Origin of the sequence: Streptomyces bacillaris, from assembly GCF_003268675.1 — a bacterium.
GTDB classification, from domain to species: domain Bacteria; phylum Actinomycetota; class Actinomycetes; order Streptomycetales; family Streptomycetaceae; genus Streptomyces; species Streptomyces bacillaris.
In genome coordinates, this window is sequence record NZ_CP029378.1 from 7,803,240 (window position 1) to 7,823,540 (window position 20,301).

16 protein-coding genes and 1 pseudogene are annotated in these 20,301 nt (G+C 70.0%); 7 read left to right on the plus strand and 10 right to left on the minus strand.

Translation table 11 applies throughout. From position 1 onward, the window contains the following. Positions 1-29: 29 nt before the first annotated feature. Entirely contained in the window at positions 30-416 is a 387-nt protein-coding gene (locus DJ476_RS33960; RefSeq protein ID WP_112492336.1) for a DDE-type integrase/transposase/recombinase, read from the minus strand. A gap of 20 nt (positions 417-436) precedes the next feature. Between DJ476_RS33960 and DJ476_RS35935 the strand changes: the two are divergent. Beyond that, a pseudogene (locus DJ476_RS35935) lies at positions 437-544 on the plus strand (HNH endonuclease); the annotation flags it as partial. 207 nt (positions 545-751) lie between these two features. Here DJ476_RS35935 and DJ476_RS33965 read toward each other — a convergent pair. Then, positions 752-1,162: a hypothetical protein gene (locus tag DJ476_RS33965; RefSeq protein ID WP_318294846.1), complete on the minus strand. Its 411-nt coding sequence runs from the start codon at positions 1,160-1,162 to the stop codon at positions 752-754. Between the two features lie 318 nt (positions 1,163-1,480). Here DJ476_RS33965 and DJ476_RS33970 point away from each other — a divergent pair, with 318 nt between their 5' ends. Continuing rightward, positions 1,481-2,359: a TerD family protein gene (locus DJ476_RS33970; protein WP_318294847.1), complete on the plus strand. Its 879-nt coding sequence runs from the start codon at positions 1,481-1,483 to the stop codon at positions 2,357-2,359. Beyond that, entirely contained in the window at positions 2,268-2,705 is a 438-nt protein-coding gene (locus DJ476_RS35940; RefSeq protein WP_318294848.1) for a VWA domain-containing protein, read from the plus strand. The genes DJ476_RS33970 and DJ476_RS35940 overlap by 92 nt, the downstream gene beginning before the upstream one ends. A gap of 376 nt (positions 2,706-3,081) precedes the next feature. On the opposite strand, the gene DJ476_RS33975 is transcribed toward DJ476_RS35940, so the two are convergent. Next, entirely contained in the window at positions 3,082-3,387 is a 306-nt protein-coding gene (locus DJ476_RS33975) for a hypothetical protein (protein WP_112492337.1), read from the minus strand. 359 nt (positions 3,388-3,746) lie between these two features. Here DJ476_RS33975 and mobF point away from each other — a divergent pair, with 359 nt between their 5' ends. The 4 genes from mobF (at position 3,747) to DJ476_RS33995 (ending at position 10,189) form a co-directional block, all read left to right on the plus strand. Next, complete coding sequence (mobF, locus tag DJ476_RS33980) at positions 3,747-5,651, plus strand: MobF family relaxase (RefSeq protein WP_112492338.1); 1,905 nt, start codon at positions 3,747-3,749, stop codon at positions 5,649-5,651. 755 nt (positions 5,652-6,406) lie between these two features. Then, entirely contained in the window at positions 6,407-6,940 is a 534-nt protein-coding gene (locus tag DJ476_RS33985) for a hypothetical protein (RefSeq protein WP_318294849.1), read from the plus strand. Positions 6,941-7,277: 337 nt separating this feature from the next. Next, positions 7,278-7,553: a hypothetical protein gene (locus DJ476_RS35945; RefSeq protein ID WP_318294850.1), complete on the plus strand. Its 276-nt coding sequence runs from the start codon at positions 7,278-7,280 to the stop codon at positions 7,551-7,553. A 986-nt stretch (positions 7,554-8,539) separates the two neighbouring features. Further along, positions 8,540-10,189: an MMPL family transporter gene (locus tag DJ476_RS33995; RefSeq protein ID WP_318294851.1), complete on the plus strand. Its 1,650-nt coding sequence runs from the start codon at positions 8,540-8,542 to the stop codon at positions 10,187-10,189. Between the two features lie 273 nt (positions 10,190-10,462). Here the strand turns inward: DJ476_RS33995 and DJ476_RS34000 are convergent, their stop codons facing one another. The 7 genes from DJ476_RS34000 to DJ476_RS34030 form a co-directional block, all read right to left on the minus strand. Next, a complete protein-coding gene (locus DJ476_RS34000) occupies positions 10,463-11,053 on the minus strand; it encodes a class F sortase (RefSeq protein WP_162638833.1) in 591 nt (196 codons plus the stop codon). A 122-nt stretch (positions 11,054-11,175) separates the two neighbouring features. After that, the gene (locus DJ476_RS34005) at positions 11,176-12,822 is read right to left on the minus strand and encodes a DUF4331 domain-containing protein (protein ID WP_318294852.1); all 1,647 of its coding nucleotides are present in this window, start codon (positions 12,820-12,822) and stop codon (positions 11,176-11,178) included. Between the two features lie 285 nt (positions 12,823-13,107). Beyond that, a complete protein-coding gene (locus DJ476_RS34010) occupies positions 13,108-13,608 on the minus strand; it encodes a hypothetical protein (RefSeq protein ID WP_162638835.1) in 501 nt (166 codons plus the stop codon). A 115-nt stretch (positions 13,609-13,723) separates the two neighbouring features. Then, positions 13,724-15,037, minus strand: coding sequence for a cysteine--tRNA ligase (locus tag DJ476_RS34015; protein WP_128837752.1), 1,314 nt, complete (start codon positions 15,035-15,037; stop codon positions 13,724-13,726). Between the two features lie 451 nt (positions 15,038-15,488). Further along, positions 15,489-17,186 carry a HoxN/HupN/NixA family nickel/cobalt transporter gene (locus DJ476_RS34020; protein WP_112492343.1) on the minus strand — a complete coding sequence of 566 codons (1,698 nt, stop codon included), beginning with the start codon at positions 17,184-17,186 and terminating at the stop codon, positions 15,489-15,491. Continuing rightward, positions 17,183-18,535, minus strand: a complete 1,353-nt coding sequence (locus DJ476_RS34025) for a tetratricopeptide repeat protein (RefSeq protein ID WP_112492344.1) — start codon at positions 18,533-18,535, stop codon at positions 17,183-17,185. Before DJ476_RS34025 ends, DJ476_RS34020 begins: the two co-directional genes overlap by 4 nt. A gap of 108 nt (positions 18,536-18,643) precedes the next feature. Further along, positions 18,644-20,245 (minus strand): DUF4331 domain-containing protein, encoded by a 1,602-nt coding sequence (locus DJ476_RS34030; protein ID WP_112492345.1) that lies wholly within the window; start codon positions 20,243-20,245, stop codon positions 18,644-18,646. Positions 20,246-20,301: the final 56 nt, after the last annotated feature.

Genomic DNA, 20,301 nt, shown 5'->3' on the forward strand with positions numbered 1-20,301 from the left:
GCTTCCCCGTGATCTTGGACACTCGATGGTTATGCCGCGAGGGTGTGCCGTTGGCGGGTCTCGGTCGTGGTGAGGTAGCCGAAGACCTTGTGTCTGCGCAGTCGGCGCCGGTTGTAGAACGTCTCGATGAAATCGAAAACGTCAGCACGGGCGGTGGCCCGGTCAGGCCAGACGCGGGTGCCGATCTCTTCTTTGAGCAGGGCCCAGAAACTCTCCGCGGCGGCGTTGTCGAAGCAGGACCCGGTGCGTCCGCAGCTCTGGCGGAGTTCCAACTCCCTTATTCGGTCCTGGAATCGGGTCGAGGTGTACTCGCTGCCGCGGTCGCTGTGGATCACGCAGCCGGGTTGCAGTCCACCGCGGCCGTGGGCCATGTCCAGTGCATCGATGACAAGATCGGCGCGGTGGTGTTCGGCCATCGAGTAGCCGACGGGCCATCAAGCTCCGCTGGCAGCTCACCGCGGACAACCGCGAGCTGGAAGCGCTGAAGGTGTACGCCGAGGGGCCGTGCGAGGACACCATCGTCCGCTACACCCCGGCCGCCTGACCTGTCCGTTCCCCCGTGGGAAATGCCCGGAGCGGCGTCGGGCCCTGCCGCGCTTCCAGCGACGGCAGGACCCGAGGGGTGCGGAAAATGAGGATCCCGCAGGGCCATGCGGACCTGCTGTTCGGACATCCGCAGTTGACAGATGAAGAAGTCCCGGATGATCCGGAACCTATCCCGACAGAATGCCCCCGGACCCAGGCGCGATGATCAGGCCGCCTCAGGAGCCTCGTGCTGGTGCTTCAGCCGCATCCGCGCATCGACGACTTGGCCCCGCTCCACCTGCTCCCAGAACGGATGCGTCGACACGGTGATGCTCAGCTCCAGCAACTCGGCCCGGAAGCGTGCCACCTCCGCGTGCTGCTCCTCGGTGTAGCCGGGGCTGTCGGGTTTCGCGGACCGGAAGCCGGAGTGCAGCTGCTTCTCGGCCTCCCAGCCGGGCAGAGGTTCCGCCGACCACGGCAGAGCACGCGCGTACTCCTCGTACGCCGCACGGGTCTGGTGGAGGGCGAGCTGGGCGTCGCGGAGGTCCTGGGGAAGTCGTACGTGGCCACATCTGAATAGTACGACTGTTCGAATTATGAAAGCGAGGTCACGCGCCGAGAACCAGGAGGGCCCCACCTGAACGGACGCGAGGCGCAGGTGCCCCCCGCGAAGTGCGGGAGCGCCGAGTTGCCTGAAGAGCCGGTGAGGATGTCGTGGCGAGGCGGTGCCAGACCACGTGCGGTGTGTACTGGGACCGCGTTCGGGCCCATACGACGTGCTGCTCGGTCAATCGGCAACGGTGGTATTGACCGTGCCGCACGGGACCAGCACGCTCCCCCGCCGGGCAGCTCGTAGTGCATGGTCGTCCAGAACCTCTTGTGATGTGCGTTTGGCCTGCGCGGTCCCGGGGCTCAAGGGAAGAATCAGGGCGCACGCATCGACGATCAACTTGGGGTGTCTGTGTCCACATCACTACTCAAAGGTCAGAACACCGTTCTGAGCGCCGCGCCGGTTTCGTTCACGGTGAAGTCGACGGGACTGGCTGTGGACGTGTCGGCGCTGCTCCTGGGCGCCGGGGGCAAGGTCCGCGGCGACGATGATCTGGTGTTCTACAACCATCCCCAGCACGACGGGGTGAGCATCTCAGGGAACACAGTCACGGCAGATCTCAACCGATTGCCGGCCGACGTCGCCACGGTCGCTGTGGTCGTCAGCGTCGACCCTCAGCAGCCGGGAGCCGTTTTTACCACGGCACCACACCTGACCATCACCCAGCCGGGCACGCAGGCGAAGACGTTCATCGCCCCGGACTTCACCGTCAAGGAGACGGTGGTGGTCCTCGCCGAGCTCTACCGGCGAGGCGACGAATGGAAGGCACGCGCCGTGGGCCAGGGCTACGCATCCGGCCTGGCCGGTCTGGCGACCGACTACGGCGTTGATATCGACGACCCCGGAACCCAGCCGCCCGGCCCGCTGCTGCCCCCACAGACGCGGTCCGCAGCCACGGACGCGGCGGTGAACCTGACCAAGGTGGAGCGTCAGGCACCCGCCCTTCTGGAGCCGGCCCGGCAGGCCAGCCAGGCCCTCGTGCGGACCGGACTCGAGGGACGCCGCGCTGCGGTCTATCTGGTTCTGGACCACGACTGGCACATGGAGGAGCTGTACGAGTCATTCGCCGTTCAGGCATTCGCCGAGCGGGTTCTGGCCCTCTCCGCCAACCTGGACGACGGGAACGGTGCCCGTGATCTTCTCGAGCGGCAGGGAACCGTTCCTCGAAGAGATCCGGCTCGACAACTACCGAGGCCGCATCGGCCAGCTCCACACCCAGGTTGACTGGGGATGGGGCAACGTCGCCGACGCCATGCGCCGCGCTGTCAGCCACTACCAGGAATCCGCAGCCGCTGATCCCGCTTTCGTGGTCATCCAGGTCGGCGACGAACCATGGGACAAGGCGGAAGTCCGCGCCCTGTTGCAGAACTCCGCCGCTCTGGGAGTTTTCTGGCTTTTTGTCGGCTTCGGCCGGGGCAAGCTCGCTTTCTACAAGAACCTCAACGCCTCCGCATCCGCCACCTTCAACAACGTTGCCTTCTACGACGCCAGCAAGAACCCCGGCTCTGTACCCGGCGAGCAGTTCTACAACGGCCTCGTCGACGCTTTCTCAACCTGGATGAAGCGGTAAACCAGCCACGCCCAGGGACCCAGCCCATGTACCGGTTGACCTCGCAGATTCCGGTCGCCCGATGGACCCTCTCGATGGCGCCCGTTCCCGGCCGGTGGACTTCACTCAGGGAGCGGCCACCCGGCATCGACCATGGGCTTGGTGGGTCCTGGGAAGCCGAGCGCTCCCGGAGGGCGCGCCAGTTTACCCGCCACTTCGATGTTCGTGCCGGTCCGGATAGCTCACATTTCCACTGTGACGTTCTGTCCCGCTCCGTCCAGGCGGGCTTACTGCGGCCGTGACCCCAAACCGGAGGATCGAGGGCCGGGGTCAGTGGGTGATGGGGTGAAGGAGCCACCAGCAGATCACGATGCCGAGCCTCCGGCTCCTCCAGTGATCACGGTCCGGTGAGGATGTCGTGGGTGCCGATGCGTCGCCAGATGACGTGCGGTGTGCCGGGTCGCACCTCGGTCCCGTACTCGAACGTGGCGCGTCCTGCGGGGCCGGTCCCCATGGACCAGGTGAGTTCGTAGATGCGGGCTGCGCGTTGGACGCGCTTGACCCGTAACCCGGGGCGGAACTGGCGGCCGGTACGCAGGTCGTCGACGAAGGCTGCCACGGTCCGGCGGAACCGGCGGTGCTGGTCCGGGGTGAGGTGTTCCAGGTCGCGGGTGAAGCGGGGCAGCGTCTCGTAGGTCGGCACGTCGGTCCTCCGGGCAGCAAGAAGCCCCCGGCGATGCCGGGGGCGGCGGGTCCAACTCGGTTTGAAGGGGGTCGGTGACGTGGTGCTGGGACGGGGCGTCTTTGGCCCGTCGGTGGGGGAGCGGTGCGTAGGTGTACGCGTCGTGGCGATAGCGGCGCCTGCTGGAGGCTTTCGGGGCCGGTGAGGCGCATGTGACCGGGCGCCGCGCAGGAATTGCATGGCCTCGGAGGCACCCGCAGGGTGGGCGCGACGTTGTCGCCGGCGCCCGCTGTGCGGGATCGGCCGTGAAGTTCCGGTGAACTCTCCCGCCCCACGGGATCGCTCTTTTCTGCAGGTCAGAGCCGGTGTTCGCTGCCGGGATGATCAGTGTTGCGAAGGTGCAGCGGCGGAATGCCTGGCGGTACTACGTGCGGGGGGTCGCGTTCGGGGACGGGCACCGTCCCGTCGGCCAGTCGTTGAAGGACGCCCAGGAGATGGCCGGGCTCCCGCCCGGGGTGTGGAGAGGGCGCGGCCTGCCTGCGCTGGGCCTCACCGACGGGCAGGTGGTGACGGAACGGCAGATGAAGCTGCTGTTCGGCGAAGGCCGGCACCCGGACGCCGACCGTATGGAGCGCGAGCTCCTGGACGACGGCGTCGACCCGGCCACGGCCCGGCGGGCCACCGTCCTGGGTCAGCCGATCGAGGAGATCGAGCACCGCAAGCAGACCCCGCTGCTCGCCCTGGACTTCGTGTTCCGGCCGCAGGCGTCACTGGTCGTGCTGTGGGCGCTGGGAGACGACCGGACGCGCCGGGTCATCGAGCAAGCGCACGAGCGGGCCGTCGCCACGACGCTGCGCTGGCTGGAGGATGAGGTCGCGCAGACCCGGTGGGCGTCCGGCCGGGGGCGCGCGAAGGCCCCGGCGTTGGTCGTTGCGGTGTTCCGGCACTACGACAACAGGAACGGGTTCCCGCTCTTGCACGAGCACTGTCTGATCGCCAACCGGGCGCAGCGCCCGGACGGCTCCTGGTACGCGCTGGACACGGCCCGGCTGTACAAGAACATCGTGGCCGCCGACACGCTGTACACCCTCACGATGACCACCGAGGTGTGCGAGGAGCTCGGGCTGGCGACCGTGCCGAGGGAAGTGACGCCGGGCCTGCGCCCCGTGATGGAGATAGCCGGCGTCGACCAGGAGCTCATCGACTGGTCCTCCACCCGCCGCCGCCGGATCGAGGACGTCCTTAAGGGCGTCACCGACGACTACGTGAAGAAGCACGGCCGGCTGCCCGGCGAGCGCGCCCGCCATGGTCTGGCGTGGTGGGCGGCGCAGAAGACCCGCCCGGAGAAGAAATCCCCGCGCCCGCTGGACCAGCTGCTCGCGTGGTGGCGTGTCTCCGCGCTCCTGAAGTTCGGGCAACGGATGGTCGACGGGCTCCTCCAGCGGTGCCAGGCGGCCGGGGCGGCGATCCGGGCCCGGGTGGGCCCCTGGGTGGACACCGCGCTCGCCGCGGTCGACGTCGCCGCGGTCGTCTTCACCGTGCGCGGAGTCTTCTACCGCCGCCACGTCCTGGCCGAAGCGCGCCGGCATCTGCTGGAGACCCTGCGCGGCCGCGCCTACGTGCCCGGCATCGACAGCTACATCGCCGACCGGGCTCTGGAGCGCTACAGCCGTCAGCTCACCGTGCCCCAGAAAGGCCGGCGGGCCCCGGCTGCGGACCAGCTCTCCTACACCGCCGAGTTCACCTCGCCCAGCCGCTGGTGGATCGCGGGCACCGATGGGAAGCTGCCCCGGGAGTCGACCCGGTACGAGCGGGCCAAGGTCGCCAGCCTCGCCCTGCAGAACGCGATCCGTACCGCCCTCACCGAACCGGCCGCACGGGAGGAAAAAGCCCCGGCCGCGACCGCGTCGGCCGCACCCCCTCCCATCGGCGACCACGAGCACGACCAGGCGGCGCCGCACGGTGTCGACCATCCTGGCCGGGCTGCCGCTCAGACCCCGGCGCAGCGGGCCGCCGCCATCCAGGCCCACCAGCAGGCCGCGATGCCCCAGGAGTACCTGGAGGGCCGCACCACGGACCCCGCGACGTGGATCACCTCGCCGCAGAACCTCGCCCACCTCGCCGCCCTCACCCGCGCAGCCGAGGCCCGCGGCCGCACGGTCGAAGAGCAGGCGGACCAGACCAAGCGCGCGCACCAGGCGAAGCAGGCCCCGGCCGCCGACACACAGCAGCAGCACCACACGGCGCAGCCCGACCAGGGCAGGAGACCCGGCTCCGACCTGTGAGGGGGGCCGGGCGGCGCGCGTCGGGCCGGAGTGGACTCCACCCTGATGTCCATAGGTGAGGGTGGAGCCCACCGTGATGTCACCGAGTGGGAGTGGGCCCCACTCCGGCGATGCGCTGCATCGCGCGCACCGGCCCGCACCCCGCCGCGTGCCACCGCACCGACAGCGCGCAACGCGATGCGAATCACCGGACCGCACGGGTGGGAGTGGACACCACACCACATCCGCCTGTTCCACCCGGTGCGCGTACGGAGGGTGACGGCGCATCGGGTGCGGTGCACTCGATGCGCCCCCCTTGACCAGGTGCGCCGCCGGGTTCCACCCAGCCCAGCGGGTGGGAAAGCAACCCTTGTCCAGCCACGAGTTCCCTGTGATCTTCGATGTTTCCCCTTGACCTCGTCAGCTACCTCTTCGCAGGAGGGACGCTTCAAGCCCCCGATGAACGGTGGTGGAGGGGAGACTTCTCCCTCCCGGCGCACCGCGCACCGTGACCGTCCGTGGGGTGGTGCGTGGCGCGATGGTGCCCCGCATCGCCGCATCGCGGTGCGTTCCACCGGGTGGAAGTGCGCGCCACCGTTTCCACCGGATGGACAGTGGAGGCCACTCGGTGCGCTCCACCGGGTGGGGGAGTGCGTTCCATCGTGCGCAACTCAGCGCACCGTGCGCGCGCCGGTCCGCACCCGCGCGCCACCGCCTGGGCCCCTCCGGCGGGCGTGGCGCGCGGTCAGCCCCACGTCAGCCTCTACGGTCCGCGCGTGGGACAGAACCCGGCACAGAAGGCCGCTCAGGCGGCACGTGGGCAGCAGCCGAAGAAGCGGCCCGGCAAGGCGCAGCGCGAAGCGATCAAGCGGGCGCAGGCGGCGAGGAAGAAGGCGGGCGGTGCGAAACCGGCCGTGAAGAAGACGGCGGCGAAGAAGGCGGTGTTGCTGCCGCGCGGGTCGCTGCGGGCCGCGTACGGAGGCACCTGCCCGGCCTGCTTCAAGGACTACGCCAAGGGCGAGGTCATCACGAAGGTGACCGAGGGCTGGGGGGTGCGCACCGCGGAGGCTGTCGGCGGCCGAGCGGGAGTTCGCCCGGAACAAGGCCCGGATCGAGAGCGGCGAGACGTTCCGGGGCCAGAAGCCCTCGGACTGGCGGCGCGGAGCTTCGCCCTCCAGTACGCGCCCCGCCCGCTGAGCCCGGCCTGCCGGTGTGGCGTCAGCCACGGACAAACCGGGAGGACAAGGGGCGGTCAAGGGACGTATCGGGCACCGGTGATGGTCGGGCGTCAGACCACGGTCAAGGGGTGACCTCGCACGGTGGCTCCGGCCCGTACACACTTCCGCGTACGGGCCGGACCTGTCACCGATCCGGCTATGACGGCCGGAGAATCCCGAGGATCCGATGACCGCCGCACCCGACCCGCACACCCGCCCGGCCCCGGCGCACCCCGCTGCGACTGCGAGCCCCGCTGCGAGCCCTGCGGCAAGCCCCACATCCAGCCCCGCATCCAGCCCCGCAGCAACTGGCCGCCGCCTGAGCGTCGTCGCTGATCAGGCCCCTGATTCACCGGCTCCGGCCGGTTGCAACTCCTCTTCTCCATGTACGGATGTACGGGGAGAAGCGTCCCGGCCCGGGAAGAAGACGGTGGCGAAGGTCGGCGCGGACCTCCGCGGCGAGGTCCTGCTCATCCTTGCTCAGTTGCGCCTGGCCACACCCCGCCAGCTCAAGGCGCTGCTGCTGCCGCACCAGCAGGACACCGACCACGTACGCCGGGCGCTGCGCAACCTTCTGGAGGAGTCCCCGGCTCTGGTCGGCCGGACCCACCGCGCCCAGCAGAGCTACTGGCACTGCACCCCGGCCGGTCTCGCCGAAGCCGCAGCCTCCGGTGGCCAACCGACACTATCCGCTGGCCTGCGCTGATGGGTCCTTCTGAAGGTGATCGTTCCCCGCCGTAGCAAGATCAGTTCCCAGACGTCGTGGTAGCCGGTGTGCGCGGCGTTGAGCTCTTCGCGTCCGTGCTGCTCGCGAGAGGTTTCTCTGTACCCGTCTCGCTGCCTCACGCTCGCCCTTTCGTGCGGGGAACCCGATCTACAGATCTACTCGCTTTGATGGGGTGGCACCGGGGTGCCCGCGGCATCGGGCACTCGTCGGTCAGTTCGAAGCGTGGCGGTCGACGCGGGCGACTCAGGGAGTTGCGGCACGGCAGGGCCTGCCGTCTGCGGCCTCGGCCCGCCGCTCAGCCTTCTACCGGCATTGGGAGGGTGCGGCGTTGACCCTCAGGTGCTTCACAGGAGGAGCCCGCGACGATGCTGCCCTGTGGGCACATCGATGCGGGAGGTTTGGGCTGTTCGGGTGGTATCTGGACGCATGGCCCATCCTGCCGGGTTCTGGCGCCGAACTGCTTCCGTACATCCATCCCACAGGGGTTCGCGGGCTTCGGCGTGCCGCCCCGGCGGCGTCGGCCGCCATGATCGGGAGGTGGCCGTCGTCGTGCGGAGGTTTACCCGGGCAGGGTCGCTGGCCGTGCTTCTGTTATGGCTGGTCTTGGCCATCGCTACCGGCCCCTACACCGTTCGTCTGGGGGAGGTGGCACGGGCCGGTCCGGAGGTGCGGCTGCCCGCCGGTGCGGAGTCCGAGCAGGTGGCCCGCGTGCTCAACCCGTCCGGCGTGGCCGAGCCATTGCCCCTGGCCGTGGTCTGGGTCCCCCGTCAGGAGGGTGAGCGGATCACGCCGGGCCAGGAGGCTGCGGCACGTGAGGTCACTGCCCGTCTTGCCGGTCCGTCTCTCGTTCCGGTTCTCGCCGAGGACGGCCGGGCCCTGATTGTCGTGGTCCCCGGGGGCCTGCCGATCTGCGCGACCGGGTCGCTAGCGTCAGGGAGGCGGCTGCGTCGGTCAGTGGAACGACTGTGCACCTGGCGGGTCCCGCAGCCGCCCAGGTGGACCTGGATGATGCTTTCGCGAAGATCGACGGGACGCTTCTGGCCGTTGCTCTGGGCGGAGTCCTGGTGATTCTTCTGCTCGTCTACCGCAGCGTGCTGATGCCGCTGCTCGTGATCGCGGGCGCGCTGCTGGCCCTGGCAGCAGCATGTGCTGCCCTGTACGCCTTGGCTCGGTGGGGCCTGTTGCCGATCGACGGCCAGACTCAGGGAATCGTGTTCGTGCTGGTCGTGGGAGCGAGTACCGACTACGCGCTGCTGCTGGCTGCGCGCCACCGCGAAGAACTCGCCGGGCAGCCGGACGCCGCTGCGGCGATGGCCGCGGCGTGCCGGGCCACCGCACCACCGGTCCTGGCCAGCGCCGGCATCATCGCCTGCGCCATGATGACCCTCACCCTCAGCGACCTGCCCGCCGAACGGGCACTGGGTCCGGCTGTGGCGATCGCCATGGTTTGCTGCGCCGCCGTGTCGCTGACCTTCCTCCCGGCGCTTTTGGTCCTGTGCGGCCCGCGGACGCTGCGGCCCCCTACCGGGCGGGAAACCGGGAGCCGTTGGACGGCCACTGCTCGTACGCTCGCGCATCGCCCCCGCCGCGTATGGGTGGGCAGCCTTCTGCTGCTGGCCGCGGGAGCGGCCTGCGCACCACTCCTCGCGTCGAGCGGCGTTCCCCTGCACCAGGCCCTGCCGGCCGGTGCGCCCTCCGTGGCCGGGCACGAGGTCCTCACCCGCCACTTTCCAGCCGGAACAGCGAGCCCTCTGACCATTGTGGCCCCTGCTTCCGGGGCCTCCGGCGTACGCAACCAGGTTGCGGCGACTCCCGGCGTGGCGTCCTCCGTCATTGTCCCGTCCGGAGCGGAGGGCAGGGTGCTGGTCCTGGCAACGCTGAGCGACACACCGGACAGCGCCCGCGCCCGTGAGACGGTGACCCGGCTCCGGGCCTCCCTGGCCGGTACAGGGGTACTGGTCGGCGGGCAGAGCGCGCAGCACGCGGACCTCCAGGAGGCATCCGTGCGTGGCCAACGGCTGATCACACCGTTGGTGCTCCTCGTGGTCCTGGTCCTGCTGGTCCTGTTAGTGCGCTGTGTGCTGCTGCCGTTGCTTCTGGTCGCGGCGGCCTGGGCCAGTCTGTTCACCGCCTTCGGCACAGCGGCGCTTGTCTTCCGGCTGGTTACCGGCGCCAGCGTGACCGAGCCCGCGGTGATGCTGTTCTCCTTCGTCTTCCTTGTCGCGCTCGGAGTGGACTACAACATCTTCCTCGTCCACCGGATCCGCAGCGAGGCAGTACGGCACGGCACGGCTGCCGGGGTGCGTAGGGGGCTTGAGACCACCAGCGGGGTCATCTCCGCCGCCGGGCTCATCCTGGCCGCCACCTTCGCCACCCTGACGGTCATGCCCCTGCTGTACCTCGCCCAGATCGGCTGCATCGTCGCCATCGGCGTCCTGATCGACACCCTCCTCGTACGCCTCTTCCTCGTGCCGGCCCTCATCCTCGATCTCGGGCACCGCACCTGGTGGCCGACGCTCCTCCCAGGCGACCGGCCCCGAACCGGTACCACTGCCGCCTCGGCCCCGCACCCTGGCGACCAGGGCCGCCCTGCGGTCTCCAGACCTACGTCCTGAACGCAGGCCAGGCGACAGGGCTCAGTTCCCAGGGAGCCGGTCATGGACGCCGACTGCCGCATGCCGCGCGGGAGCAGCCTCGTGCGGTGAAGTGTCTGTGCGTTCTAGGAGAACGACGAGTCCCGCTGGAAGTGTCCCCGCACTGGTGGTCTGGAGCGCGTCGTGTGCCGGCCCGGAACAGGCGCCTGCTGGTCTCGGCCGTGATCGGCGGCGCTGGTGCGCATTACCTGTCTGGGGTCCGAGGGCTTTTCGTCCCGGTACTTCGCTGCTGGTTCACGCTGTGGTGGCGTAGATGACGAGGTTGCTGCGGTACTCGCCGCGTGTGCGGTCGTAGGTGCCGGAGCAGGTGATGAGGTGGAGTGCGGGCGGGCCGGTGGTCGCGTAGACCTTGCTGTCGGGGAACGTGTCCTTCTCGTACTGGCGCAGTGCCTGGACGGTGAAGGTGACGTGGGAGCGGTCGTCGCGGGCGACAGTGATCTTGTCGCCCGGGCGGAGTGCGGAGAGTCCGTGGAAGGCGCCCGGACCGGTGGTGGAGTCGACATGACCGACGACTATGGCCGCTCCTGAGTTACCGGGTATCGGTCCGTCGCTCCACCAGCTGACCGTTGAGGGGTCTGGGGGGACACCGAGACGGCCGTCCTGCTGGACCCGCACGCCCGTTAGGGGCTGGTCGAGGCCGATGGCGGGTATGCGGATGCGCACCGGGGGCGCCGCGCTTGCCTGTTTCCCGGGCTCGGCGGCCTCGGCGGGTCCGGTGTGCACAGGCACACTGCCCAGGGCGAGAGGGCCGGGTGCCCGTGCGGGCTCCGTCACCAGTTCGGATATGCCGAGGCAGGCCGTGGCTATGCCGAAAGTGATGGCCAAGGCCCCGACGGCTCTTTTCAGGGGGACAGTTGGGCCGAGCCGCAAAAGGGGGCTGCCTGGGTTGCGGGCCGGTCGCCCGCCCCGCCAGGAGCGGGGCGGGCGACCGGAGAAGAGCGGGCTGTTCATGCCTGGCCGGAGCGCCGTCGGCGCAGGGCCATGGCTCCGGCGCAGGCCAGCAGTGCGCCACCGGCCACAGCGGTGACGGGCACGACGGGGAAGCCGTCGCCGGAGGCGAGGCCGCCGAGGCCGGCGCCGACGCCGCCGTCGGGGTGGAGCGAGTCGGCCTGGTTGACGGCCGCGGTGTTGGGGAGCGCGACGTAGGGGAAGGTGTCACCCGGCTCGCGGTAGGGAGTGTCGACGGCGTCGCCGGCTGCCAGGGCGGGCACGAGCTTGCCGGTCTGCGCGGCGCCCTGGAGGGCCTGGAGCTCGATGTCGACGACGTCGTCGTTGAGGCGGCGGCCGTTGGGGAATCCGGCCAGGTCCTTGCCGAGGACGCCGAGGCGGTTGGGCTTGGCGGCGGGCGGGACGGACATGTTCAGGCGCAGCATCTCCGCTGGGACGACGGCGGCCTTGTCGACGTCCTGGTTGAGGCGCTGCGAGTTGAGGTCCGCCTTGATGGGGCCGCACTCCTTGCAGATCCCGGTGAGGAAGATCTCGACGAGGTCGTTGCGCGGGGTGGCGGGGGCCGGGATCTTGTAGATGCTCTCGACGAGCTTGGGGACGATGGGGTCCTTGACCTTGTCGACGACCGGGGTGATCGTGGCGTCCTTCTCCGGGCTCAGCGCGTTGAAGGCGTCCTTGAACTTCAGCGGCACGACGACCTCGTTGACGAGCGGGTTGCCGAGGCGGGAGACCTGCCGCCACTCGTCGGCGTTTCCGTCCTTGGCGGGCTCCCCCTGCACTTCCTTCGCCTTCGCGTCCTCGGTGCCCTTGCCGCCTGCGCCCGTGACGTCGGCTCCTCGGCGGTCGGTGGTGGACCACACGCCGATGACGGGGTTGCGCTTGGCGTCGCCCTTCAGTGCCAGCGTCGACTTGGGCACCTGGACGGCGAGGGTGTTGATGTTGTATCCGGCCAGCGTGTTGTGGCCGGTCTCCGAGAGGTCGCCCCCGTACAGGAGGTCGAAGATCCTCAGGTCCAGGAAGAACGGGTCGGACGCCTGGCCGGCGAAGGCCGTTCCGCCGCCGGGCAGCGGAACCACGGCCTCCTTGCGCAGGGAGGCGTAGTCGGGCATCGACGCCTTGCCGACGTTCGAGGGTGCGACCGGGGAGTCCTTCAGGAGCGTCTTGGTGTTCCCGCTGCTGTCGGTGACCTTGAGGCTGTAGGTCTGCCGGAAGTTCAGGGTCTCGTCGTTCACCGACTTCACGACGCCGGTGTTGTAGAGGAACTGGTCGGCGTCGTCGCGGACGTGGTCGGTGAACTCCCACGTGTAGGTCGTGTCCGGCTTGCCGTTGCCGTCCGCGTCGATCTTGATGTTGTAGCGGGCGTCCTGGGCGAACGGGTAGAAGTTCGGTCCGCCGTTGGGCTCCTGGAACGGGAGCCAGTTCGCCACGAGGGTGACGGTGTCGGGCTTGTCCGGGCTGGTGAAGGCGTAGACGTCGGTGTTGTCCGCCCTCGGGTCTCCGGCGATCAGCGGCGCCTCACGGTGGCTGGAGGCCGAGCTGGAGGTGGGAGTGAGGCCGGTGACCGCCGCTGCGGTCAGCAGGGCCAGTGCGCCGGTGGCGGCGAGGGTGCGCTCGGCCCGGCGGGATGCGGGGCGGCGTCGGAGCATGCGGGGAGCGTGCATGGGGGTCCGTTTCCGGTGAGAGCCGCTTGCCCTCCGGAAAGTCCAGGTGGGGCGGCTGGGAGCTGAAGCTTCCAAGCGCCGTCCGGGCCCGCGCGAGCTTGCCCTGGAGCGATAAGGAGCGCGCGGTAAAAGTCCCATAATGTGACGCTGGGCTGCTCTCAGGTCACCATGCGTGTGGTGCGCCCGCAACGGCGGCGGAGCCGAACGGGGGCGTGTACTGGCCAGAGCCCGGCCCGGCGTGGCGGGGTGGAGTCGTGGTGCGACGGAGGCTCAGGCGTGCGCCATTTCTCCCGCGGTGGCAAGGGGTAGGGAGTGCAAGGCGTGCATCAGGCCGGGCCAGGCGGAGACGTGTGCGGCGACGGCGGGATCGGTACGTTCCAGGAACGCGAGATGGCGGACGGCGTGCGCTACGACGTGGCCGACTTCCAGGTCCGGAGGGGACGGGTGGCCCGGCCTGGGTGAGCGGGCAATCCTGTGCGGTTCCGGGAGCGGGGTGCCGGGCTGGTCCGGGGCGGGGTCCGGGTGGACGAGGTAGGTCAGGGTGATGCCGCCCTCGCGAGTGGCCCGCCAGCTGGTCGAGTGCACCAAGTGCGTCTCGTCGTGTTCGCCAAGGAGCGCGAGACCCCTCGCGGCATGGTCCGGGCTCACCCCTCTGCCGAGTGCCGTGATCAGCCGGCGATAGGTGAAGCCCTCGCGTGGATCGTGCCGCAGCAGCACCACTTCGACGGCGACCGGCGGCACATCAGGCGCTTCGTGCGAGGCGAGCGGCATCGTGCACGGCTCCAACGTCGGCGGGAGAGTCCGGAGGGGAGGGGCCCCTCTGCCGATCTTATTGCAAAACCTATGCAAGTGCGCAAATCGACTTAAAGGGGTCCACTGGTTTTCTCTACGCCTGCGGACGCGTGCCGGTCTGCTGGTCGTCGGTCTCTTCCCACCGCCATTGGCTACTCTCTGCGGTGTCGGTCAGCCGGACGCCGCCGGCTGCCAGGGCTTCGCGCAGCTCGTCCGCCAGGTCGTAGGCGCCGTCCGCACGCAGCCTCCTGCGCAGGCCGAGAAGGGGCATCAGGATCCGCCCGAGGGTGTGCTCCGGCTCGCTCAGACCACGCCCGGCGGCCTGGGCGAGGCGGCGGATCATGCCGTGCAGGACCGTGCGGGCCCACTCTCCGCCCTGGTCCTCCTCCATGTCGGCGCTCCACGCGGCGATTACCGACTCGAGCTCCACCGCCGCCTCGGCCATGGTCCGGGCGTCCCGCGCTTCCTGCGCTGAGTCGAACCGCAACTCCGCTGCCGCAACGGCCTCCTGCAGTGTCGCCGCACCGCCGGTGCCGGCCGTGGCGGCGTGGCGGGCGGCGCCGGCACCCTCATCGGTTTCGGCAGGTCGGCGAGGCAAGGGAACCACTGCGGGTTGCGTTCCTGCCACCAGGTCGCGCAGTTGCTCCACGGGCAGCGTGGTGCCGCCGGGCACCAGGACGCTCGCTCCCCGCCGCCGGATTGTCATGACACCCCGCCCCCACACACGTACCAGCGAGGTACCGAGATCGATGATGACTGCGGTGTGCTCATCGATGCCGAGGACGGCGCTCTCGTCGGGGAGTTCGTGCTCCAGGGCGGCGAGGCGGGGCTCGCCCAGATAGCAGAAGCGGGTGTCGTGCGTGCCTCCCTCGGCGTTGTCGTAGTGCGGGATCACCGCGACCGGCAGGCCGAGCACCCCGAGCAGATCAAGCCCGGTCAGCCACGCGGGAGGATGCCCGGCTTTGTACACCTCGTAGACGGGCAGAGCCGCGAATCCCACCGTGCACGCCGCTGCGGAGGCCATCACCGTCACGCCATGCCCGCGTGACACCCGTTCGCACAGGATCTCGCCCAGGCGCAGGGTGTTCCACCGGTTCAGCGCGTACGAGGGGCTGCCGGGCCCCGAGAACACCCAGTCCGCCCTGCGCACCAGGTCACGGACCTTGTCCGCGCCGCCATGGCCCGGCGCACCGCTCGAAGGGGCGTCTGCGCCGCTGTCCGGAGCGACCACTGTCGCGAGGCTCACGGAGCGTCGGAAGTATTCGCGGGCACGGTTGGAGATGTCGTCGCGGTTGACCTGGAATCCGTACGGGGTCTCCAGGATCACCGCATCAGCGTCGCCGCCCAGATGGGCGACGAGTTCCCGGTGCAACGTAACCATGGTCGGGCTCGTCTCGCCCGAACCCATCAGAGCCAGAACACCCCCACGAGCATGCACATCCCACCCCGCCCCTCCGCTCAGGGTGAGCGGACCCCTATCCGTACCCCAAGCGCACCGCCCACATGCCGCCGCGCACCCCTGCACCGGCCGCCGACATCTGCCCGGGGGCGTACAGGGCGGCGTTCTCCCCTGCTTCTCTTGCCCTCCTGCAGGCCTGCGCCCTCGTACACGTCACCCACCGACTGTGCAGAAGCCACTCAGTATCGGCGCGTTCGAAAGCGCGCCTTGGCCTGCTGGATGCCGTCGGCGGGCTGCTGTTCACCGGAGCCCGCTGCTGAGTCCGATGGTCGCGCAGGGCCCGTTCTGGTTCATGCTCTCCGGCTTCACGCGTCGCTGCCGTCCACGCGGTGAAGGAGCACGCGCTTGCTTCACGCGCCGCCACCGCCCCGAGACACGATCGGTGAAAGCCCTTCGCTCGCTACCCGTTCCCCGTGGCGGCCCGCAGGGTAAGGCCGAGGCCTACGCAGACGACGAGGAGCGCGGTGATGACGGGGCCGGTCCGTACCAGCTTCCGGAGGAGGGGGTTGTGGCGCAGGGTTCGAGTCCGGTCATGGCTCTCGATGCGTTCACGCAGTCGGACGAGGAGGAGTCCGGCGAGGGTGAGCGTGGCGGCCATGCCGAGGCCGTAGCCGATGACGAGGAGGACACCGAAGGCGGTGCGCCCCAGGGCCACCGCGCCGAGGAGCACGACCAAAGCGGAGGGGCTGGGGACGAGTCCGCCCGCGATGCCCATGCCGACGAGGCCCGACCTGCTTGCGCGCCGGGTGCTCTTGGGGGGTGTCGACGTGCTCGACGGAAGGTGCTCGTGGTCCGGCGGGGCGAGGGTGGCGACCCTGACGTCCGGCCGGAGGCCCGCGGCTGGTGCGGTGCCGGGCTCGGTGGGCGATGCGATGGGCCCGTGATCGTGCGGGCCGTCCGGCCCGTGGTCGTGGCCATGATGGTGGCCGGCGTCACCATGGCTGTGGCTGTGGCTGTAGCCCGGCCCGTGGTGATGGTGGTGGCCGCCGTCACTGTGGCTGTGACCGTGGTGCGGTCCGTGGTGGTGGTGGTTGTGTTGCGGCCTGCCACGAACGGCTCCGTTGAGGAGCCACAGGCCGATGCCTGTGACGAGGAGTCCGCTGGCGGCTCCGAGCCACATCAGGACGGATTCGCCGGCCAGATGGGTGGAGACCGGCAGAGCGAGACCGAGAACGAGGACACCGGCCGTGTGCGTGAGGGTCACCGTGGCGCCGACGGTGAGCGCGTCGCGTCTGGTGCCGCGGCGGCCTGCGAGGTAGGCGGCCATGATGGTCTTGCCGTGGCCGGGCATCGCCGCGTGGGAGGCCCCCAGGACGATGGCGAGGAGCAGAGCCAGCAGTCCCACCGGGAGCGTGATCTCGCGGGCCCCGACGAGGGCGTCGAAGGCCCCGGTCACCTTGGCCAGCGCCGCGCTGATCACGCCCGCGCCGGGCAGGTCCGCCACCGCCGGCAGGGTCGCCCCCTGTCCAGGCTCGGTGTTCAGTGCCGCTGTGCGCTGGTCGAGCGCGGAGGCGAGGGGATCTTCCGGGTACTGGCGCAGTTCGCGGGTCGCGGACGTGGCGGGAACGTCGCTCCGGGTGATGCTGAGGCCCTGGCCTGTGGCGGTCATTTCGTGCCAGCCGACGCGTCGGGTGTCGTAGTCCGTCTCAGCCCGGATCTCGGCGGGCGCGCCCAGCTCGGCCGGGGCGCTCAGCCGGCAGGTCAGGCGACTGGTCAGCAGACCCGCCTCGCCCTTCTGGTACTCCAGGGCGGCCGAAGACCGGCTCCAGTCCACTGCCGTTCCGTCCACGTTCAGGTGGAGCTGCCCGCTCAGCGAGGAGCAGGTCTTCTCAGCGTAGGCGCGCGATTCGCCGTCGCTGACCCGGCCGTCGCGGTCGGCGTCGACAGTGGGGCGTTCCTGGAGGGCTGCGATCTCCGCGCGGTCCACCACGATGTGGGCGTCGATCCGGTCGGGCCGAAGGACGAGGCCCGTGTGGTGGTTGACGCTGAAGTTACCCAGGGGGTGGGCGGTTGCGTGGGGGGCTGCTGCCACGCAGGCGAGGGCGGCGAAAGCGGTGGCGGCCAGGGTAGTGACGGTTCGGCGCAGGGTGTGGTTCATGGTGTGGTGTCGATTCGCTGGAGCAGGGTGCGGGCGGCATCGGCGTGCAGAGGGTGGAAGGCCGGCTCGCGCAGCGCCTCGGACAGGTCGCGGCGCGCTGCCTCGGTGTCGCCGAGGGCGTGGTGGATGGCGGCACGGTGGTAGCGGAAGAGCGCGCTGCGAGTGCCCTGGGCCAGGGCCTTGTCGGCCTGGGCGAGGGCTTCGGTATCCCGGCCTGCCTGGTGCAGAGCCCAGGCGTACGCGTCGTGGACGGCGACGAACGGGCGTGTGCGAAGGGTCTGTTCGGCCATGGTGAGGGCCCGCTTCGCGTCGCCGTGGTCGGCTTCGAAGAGGATCGCGTCGGTGTCCGCCGGGTCGCCGGCCGCTTCCCGGATGCGGTCCTGGGCGCGCAGGAGTTCATAACTCTCCTCGGCCCGGGCGCCGTTGCCCAGTGACTGCTCCAGTTCGCCCAGGCCCAGCAGGTAGTGGGGCAGGGGGGCGATCGCGATGGCCGCCCGGTAGTCGGCAAGAGCCTTGGCGGTGTTACCCAATGCCAGGTGCGCGCGGGCCCGGGTCTCCAGGAGCGCCGAATCGCCCGGGGCGGCTCTGAGCGCGGTCTGTGTGCGGGTGAGGGCTGCCCGGGGGTTGGCGTCCTGGAGATCCAGGGTGGCCAGGACGTTGTGGGCGAACGCCCGCTCGTCCCCCGTGGCCGCTGCCGCCAGCGATCTGCCCATCAGGGCGCGGGCCCGCTCGGTGTCTCCCTTGAGTTCGAAGGCGTAGGAAGCGCGGGCGAGGGAGGCGGCGTCCGGACGCAGGTCAGCCATCTTCTGCACGGCGGCGTCGGCTTCGTCGTAACGGCCCAGCTGGGTGTACGCGTCGGCCAGAACCCCGTAAGCGGAAGAGCTGTACGGACCACTCGCGGCTGCTTTGCGGGCCCATTCCAGCGCGGTGGGGAAGTCGTGGCGGGCAGCGGCCAGGGCGCCCATGGCGATCTCCGCGTCCGTGTTGTCCTCCCTCTGCACGGTGAGTGAGGTGCGCAGCGCCTTCTCGGCCCGGTCATAGGTGGCCGGATCAGCGGTGATACGCGCTTGCTGAACGTAGGCCATTCCCAGGGCGGCCCAGCCGCCTGCGTCCTTCGGCAGCCGGGTCACGCGCGCCTGGAGCGCCTCGATCGACCCGCTCGGCGCACCGACCGGCTGCCCGTGGGCCGAGGGTGGCGAAGAGGTGGTGCCGCCGGGTGTCAGCATGACCGCCCCGACGGCGAACATCGTCGCACCGAGGGCCAGGGTGATCGCGATGTTCCGCACTCGACGGCCACCTCGTGCCCGTGGTGGCGGCGCGGACTGGGAAGTGGTGTGGTCCGGATGCACGAAAGGTCCTCCCCTTGTGTCGGGCGTCGACGGCGCGGGTGCCCGGGCCGGTGCAGCGCTGCCCTGGCCCGGGCACTGTGAACGCCGTGCGTGTGTGGCGCTGCCGGGTCAGCTGTCCTTGTTGCGACGGCGCAGGCGGAAGCCGCCGATGCCGAGGAGCAGCGCACCGGCGCCGGCGAGCGCCGCGGCCTGGGTGGTCTCCATGGCGGGGCCGGCCGGGCGGTTATGTGCCGAGGTCTGCTCGGCGCTGCGACCGGCCGCGTCAGGGCCGCGGTTGACGTGCTTGGTGTGCGGCAGCGCGACGTAGGGGAACGAGGCGCCGAACGGGACCTCGTTCGCATCGACCTTGTCGCCGTCCGCGAGCGCGGGGACGAGTTCGCCGGTCTGGGCGGCGCCCATGACGGCCTGGAGCGAGATGTCGATGACGTCGTCGGCGAGGCGGCGCCCGTTCGGGAAGCCGGCCAGGTCGCCCGCGAGCACTCCGAGGCGCTGCGGTTTCGCGGTGGGCGGCACCGTCATGTTCAGGCGCAGCTCTTCCGCCGGGACGATCTTCTTGAGTGGCGCGTCCTTGTTGAGGCGGTGGGCGTTCAGGTCGGCCTTGATCGGACCACAGGCCTTGCAGATGCCCGTCAGGTAGATCTCCGCGAGGTCGTTGCGGGGCGTCGCCGGGGCGGGGATGCCGTAGACCTGCTGGATGAGCTTGGGCAGGATCGGGTCGTACACCTTGTCGACGACAGGCTGGACGGTGCGGTCCTGGCTGGGGTTGAGGGTGTTGAAGGCGTCCTTGAACTTCAGCGGGACGACGACCTCGTTGACCAGTGGGTTCCCGAGGCGGGAAACCTGCTTCCACTGCTGCCCGGCAGCCTTGTCACGGGAGTCGTTGACCGTGACACCGCCACGGTCGGTGGTCGACCACACGCCGATGACCGGGTTGCGGGAGGCGTTGCCCCTGAGGGCGAGCTGGTTCTTGGGAACCTGGATCGCGATGGTGTTGACGTTGTAGCCGGCCAGGGTGTCCTGGCCTCGCTCGCTCAGGTCTCCGCCGTACAGCAGATCGAAGACGCGGAGGTCGGCGAAGAACGGGTCCTCGGCCTGCCCTGCGTACGTCTTGCCGCCGCCCGGCAGACCGAAGGTCGCCTGCTTGCGCAGCGCCGCGTAGTCGGGCATCGACGCCTTGCCGGTACGGGACGGGGCGGCCGGCACACCCTTCAGGACGGTCCGGCTCTTTCCTCCGGCGGTGACGACCAGATCGTAGACCTGGCGGAAGTTCAGGTCCGGGTCGTTCAGCGAGGTGACCGGGCCGGTGTTGTAGAGGAACTGGTTCGCGTCGTCACGGTAGCTGCTGCGAAAGCGCCAGCTGTAGGTGACATCGGCGACGCCGTCACCGGTGTTGTCGATCTTGATGTTGTAGCGCAGGTCGTCGCCGAACGCGTAGAAGTTCGGGCCGCCGTTGGGCTCCTCGAAGGGGACCCAGTTCGCCACCATCGTCACGGTGTCGGGCTTGTCGGGGCTGGTGAACGCGTACACGTCGGTGTTGTCCGCCCGCGGGTCCCCGGCGATCAGGGGGGCCTCACGGTGGCTGGAGGCCGCGCTGAGGCCGGGGGCGAGGGTCATCGCTCCGAGCCCGGCGGCCAGGGTGGTGCTGCCGAGCACGAGCAGGGACTTGTCCAGGACGCGCCGCGAGCGCGGCCTGGCCTTCGAAAGCTTCACGGCATTCCTTCTGTCTGCTGCCCCTGTCTCCCACCGCGGCCGTAAGGGCATGCGGT

What these genes read in the sequence shown, in the direction of transcription:
- mobF (WP_112492338.1), top strand. Translation starts at nt 3,747, where the DNA reads ATGATCAGTGTTGCGAAGGTGCAGCGGCGGAATGCCTGGCGGTACTAC.
- DJ476_RS34005 (WP_318294852.1), bottom strand. Translation starts at nt 12,822, where the DNA reads ATGCTCCGACGCCGCCCCGCATCCCGCCGGGCCGAGCGCACCCTCGCC.
- DJ476_RS34015 (WP_128837752.1), bottom strand. Translation starts at nt 15,037, where the DNA reads ATGGGTTCGGGCGAGACGAGCCCGACCATGGTTACGTTGCACCGGGAA.
- DJ476_RS33960 (WP_112492336.1), bottom strand. Translation starts at nt 416, where the DNA reads ATGGCCGAACACCACCGCGCCGATCTTGTCATCGATGCACTGGACATG.
- DJ476_RS34020 (WP_112492343.1), bottom strand. Translation starts at nt 17,186, where the DNA reads ATGAACCACACCCTGCGCCGAACCGTCACTACCCTGGCCGCCACCGCT.
- DJ476_RS34010 (WP_162638835.1), bottom strand. Translation starts at nt 13,608, where the DNA reads ATGCCGCTCGCCTCGCACGAAGCGCCTGATGTGCCGCCGGTCGCCGTC.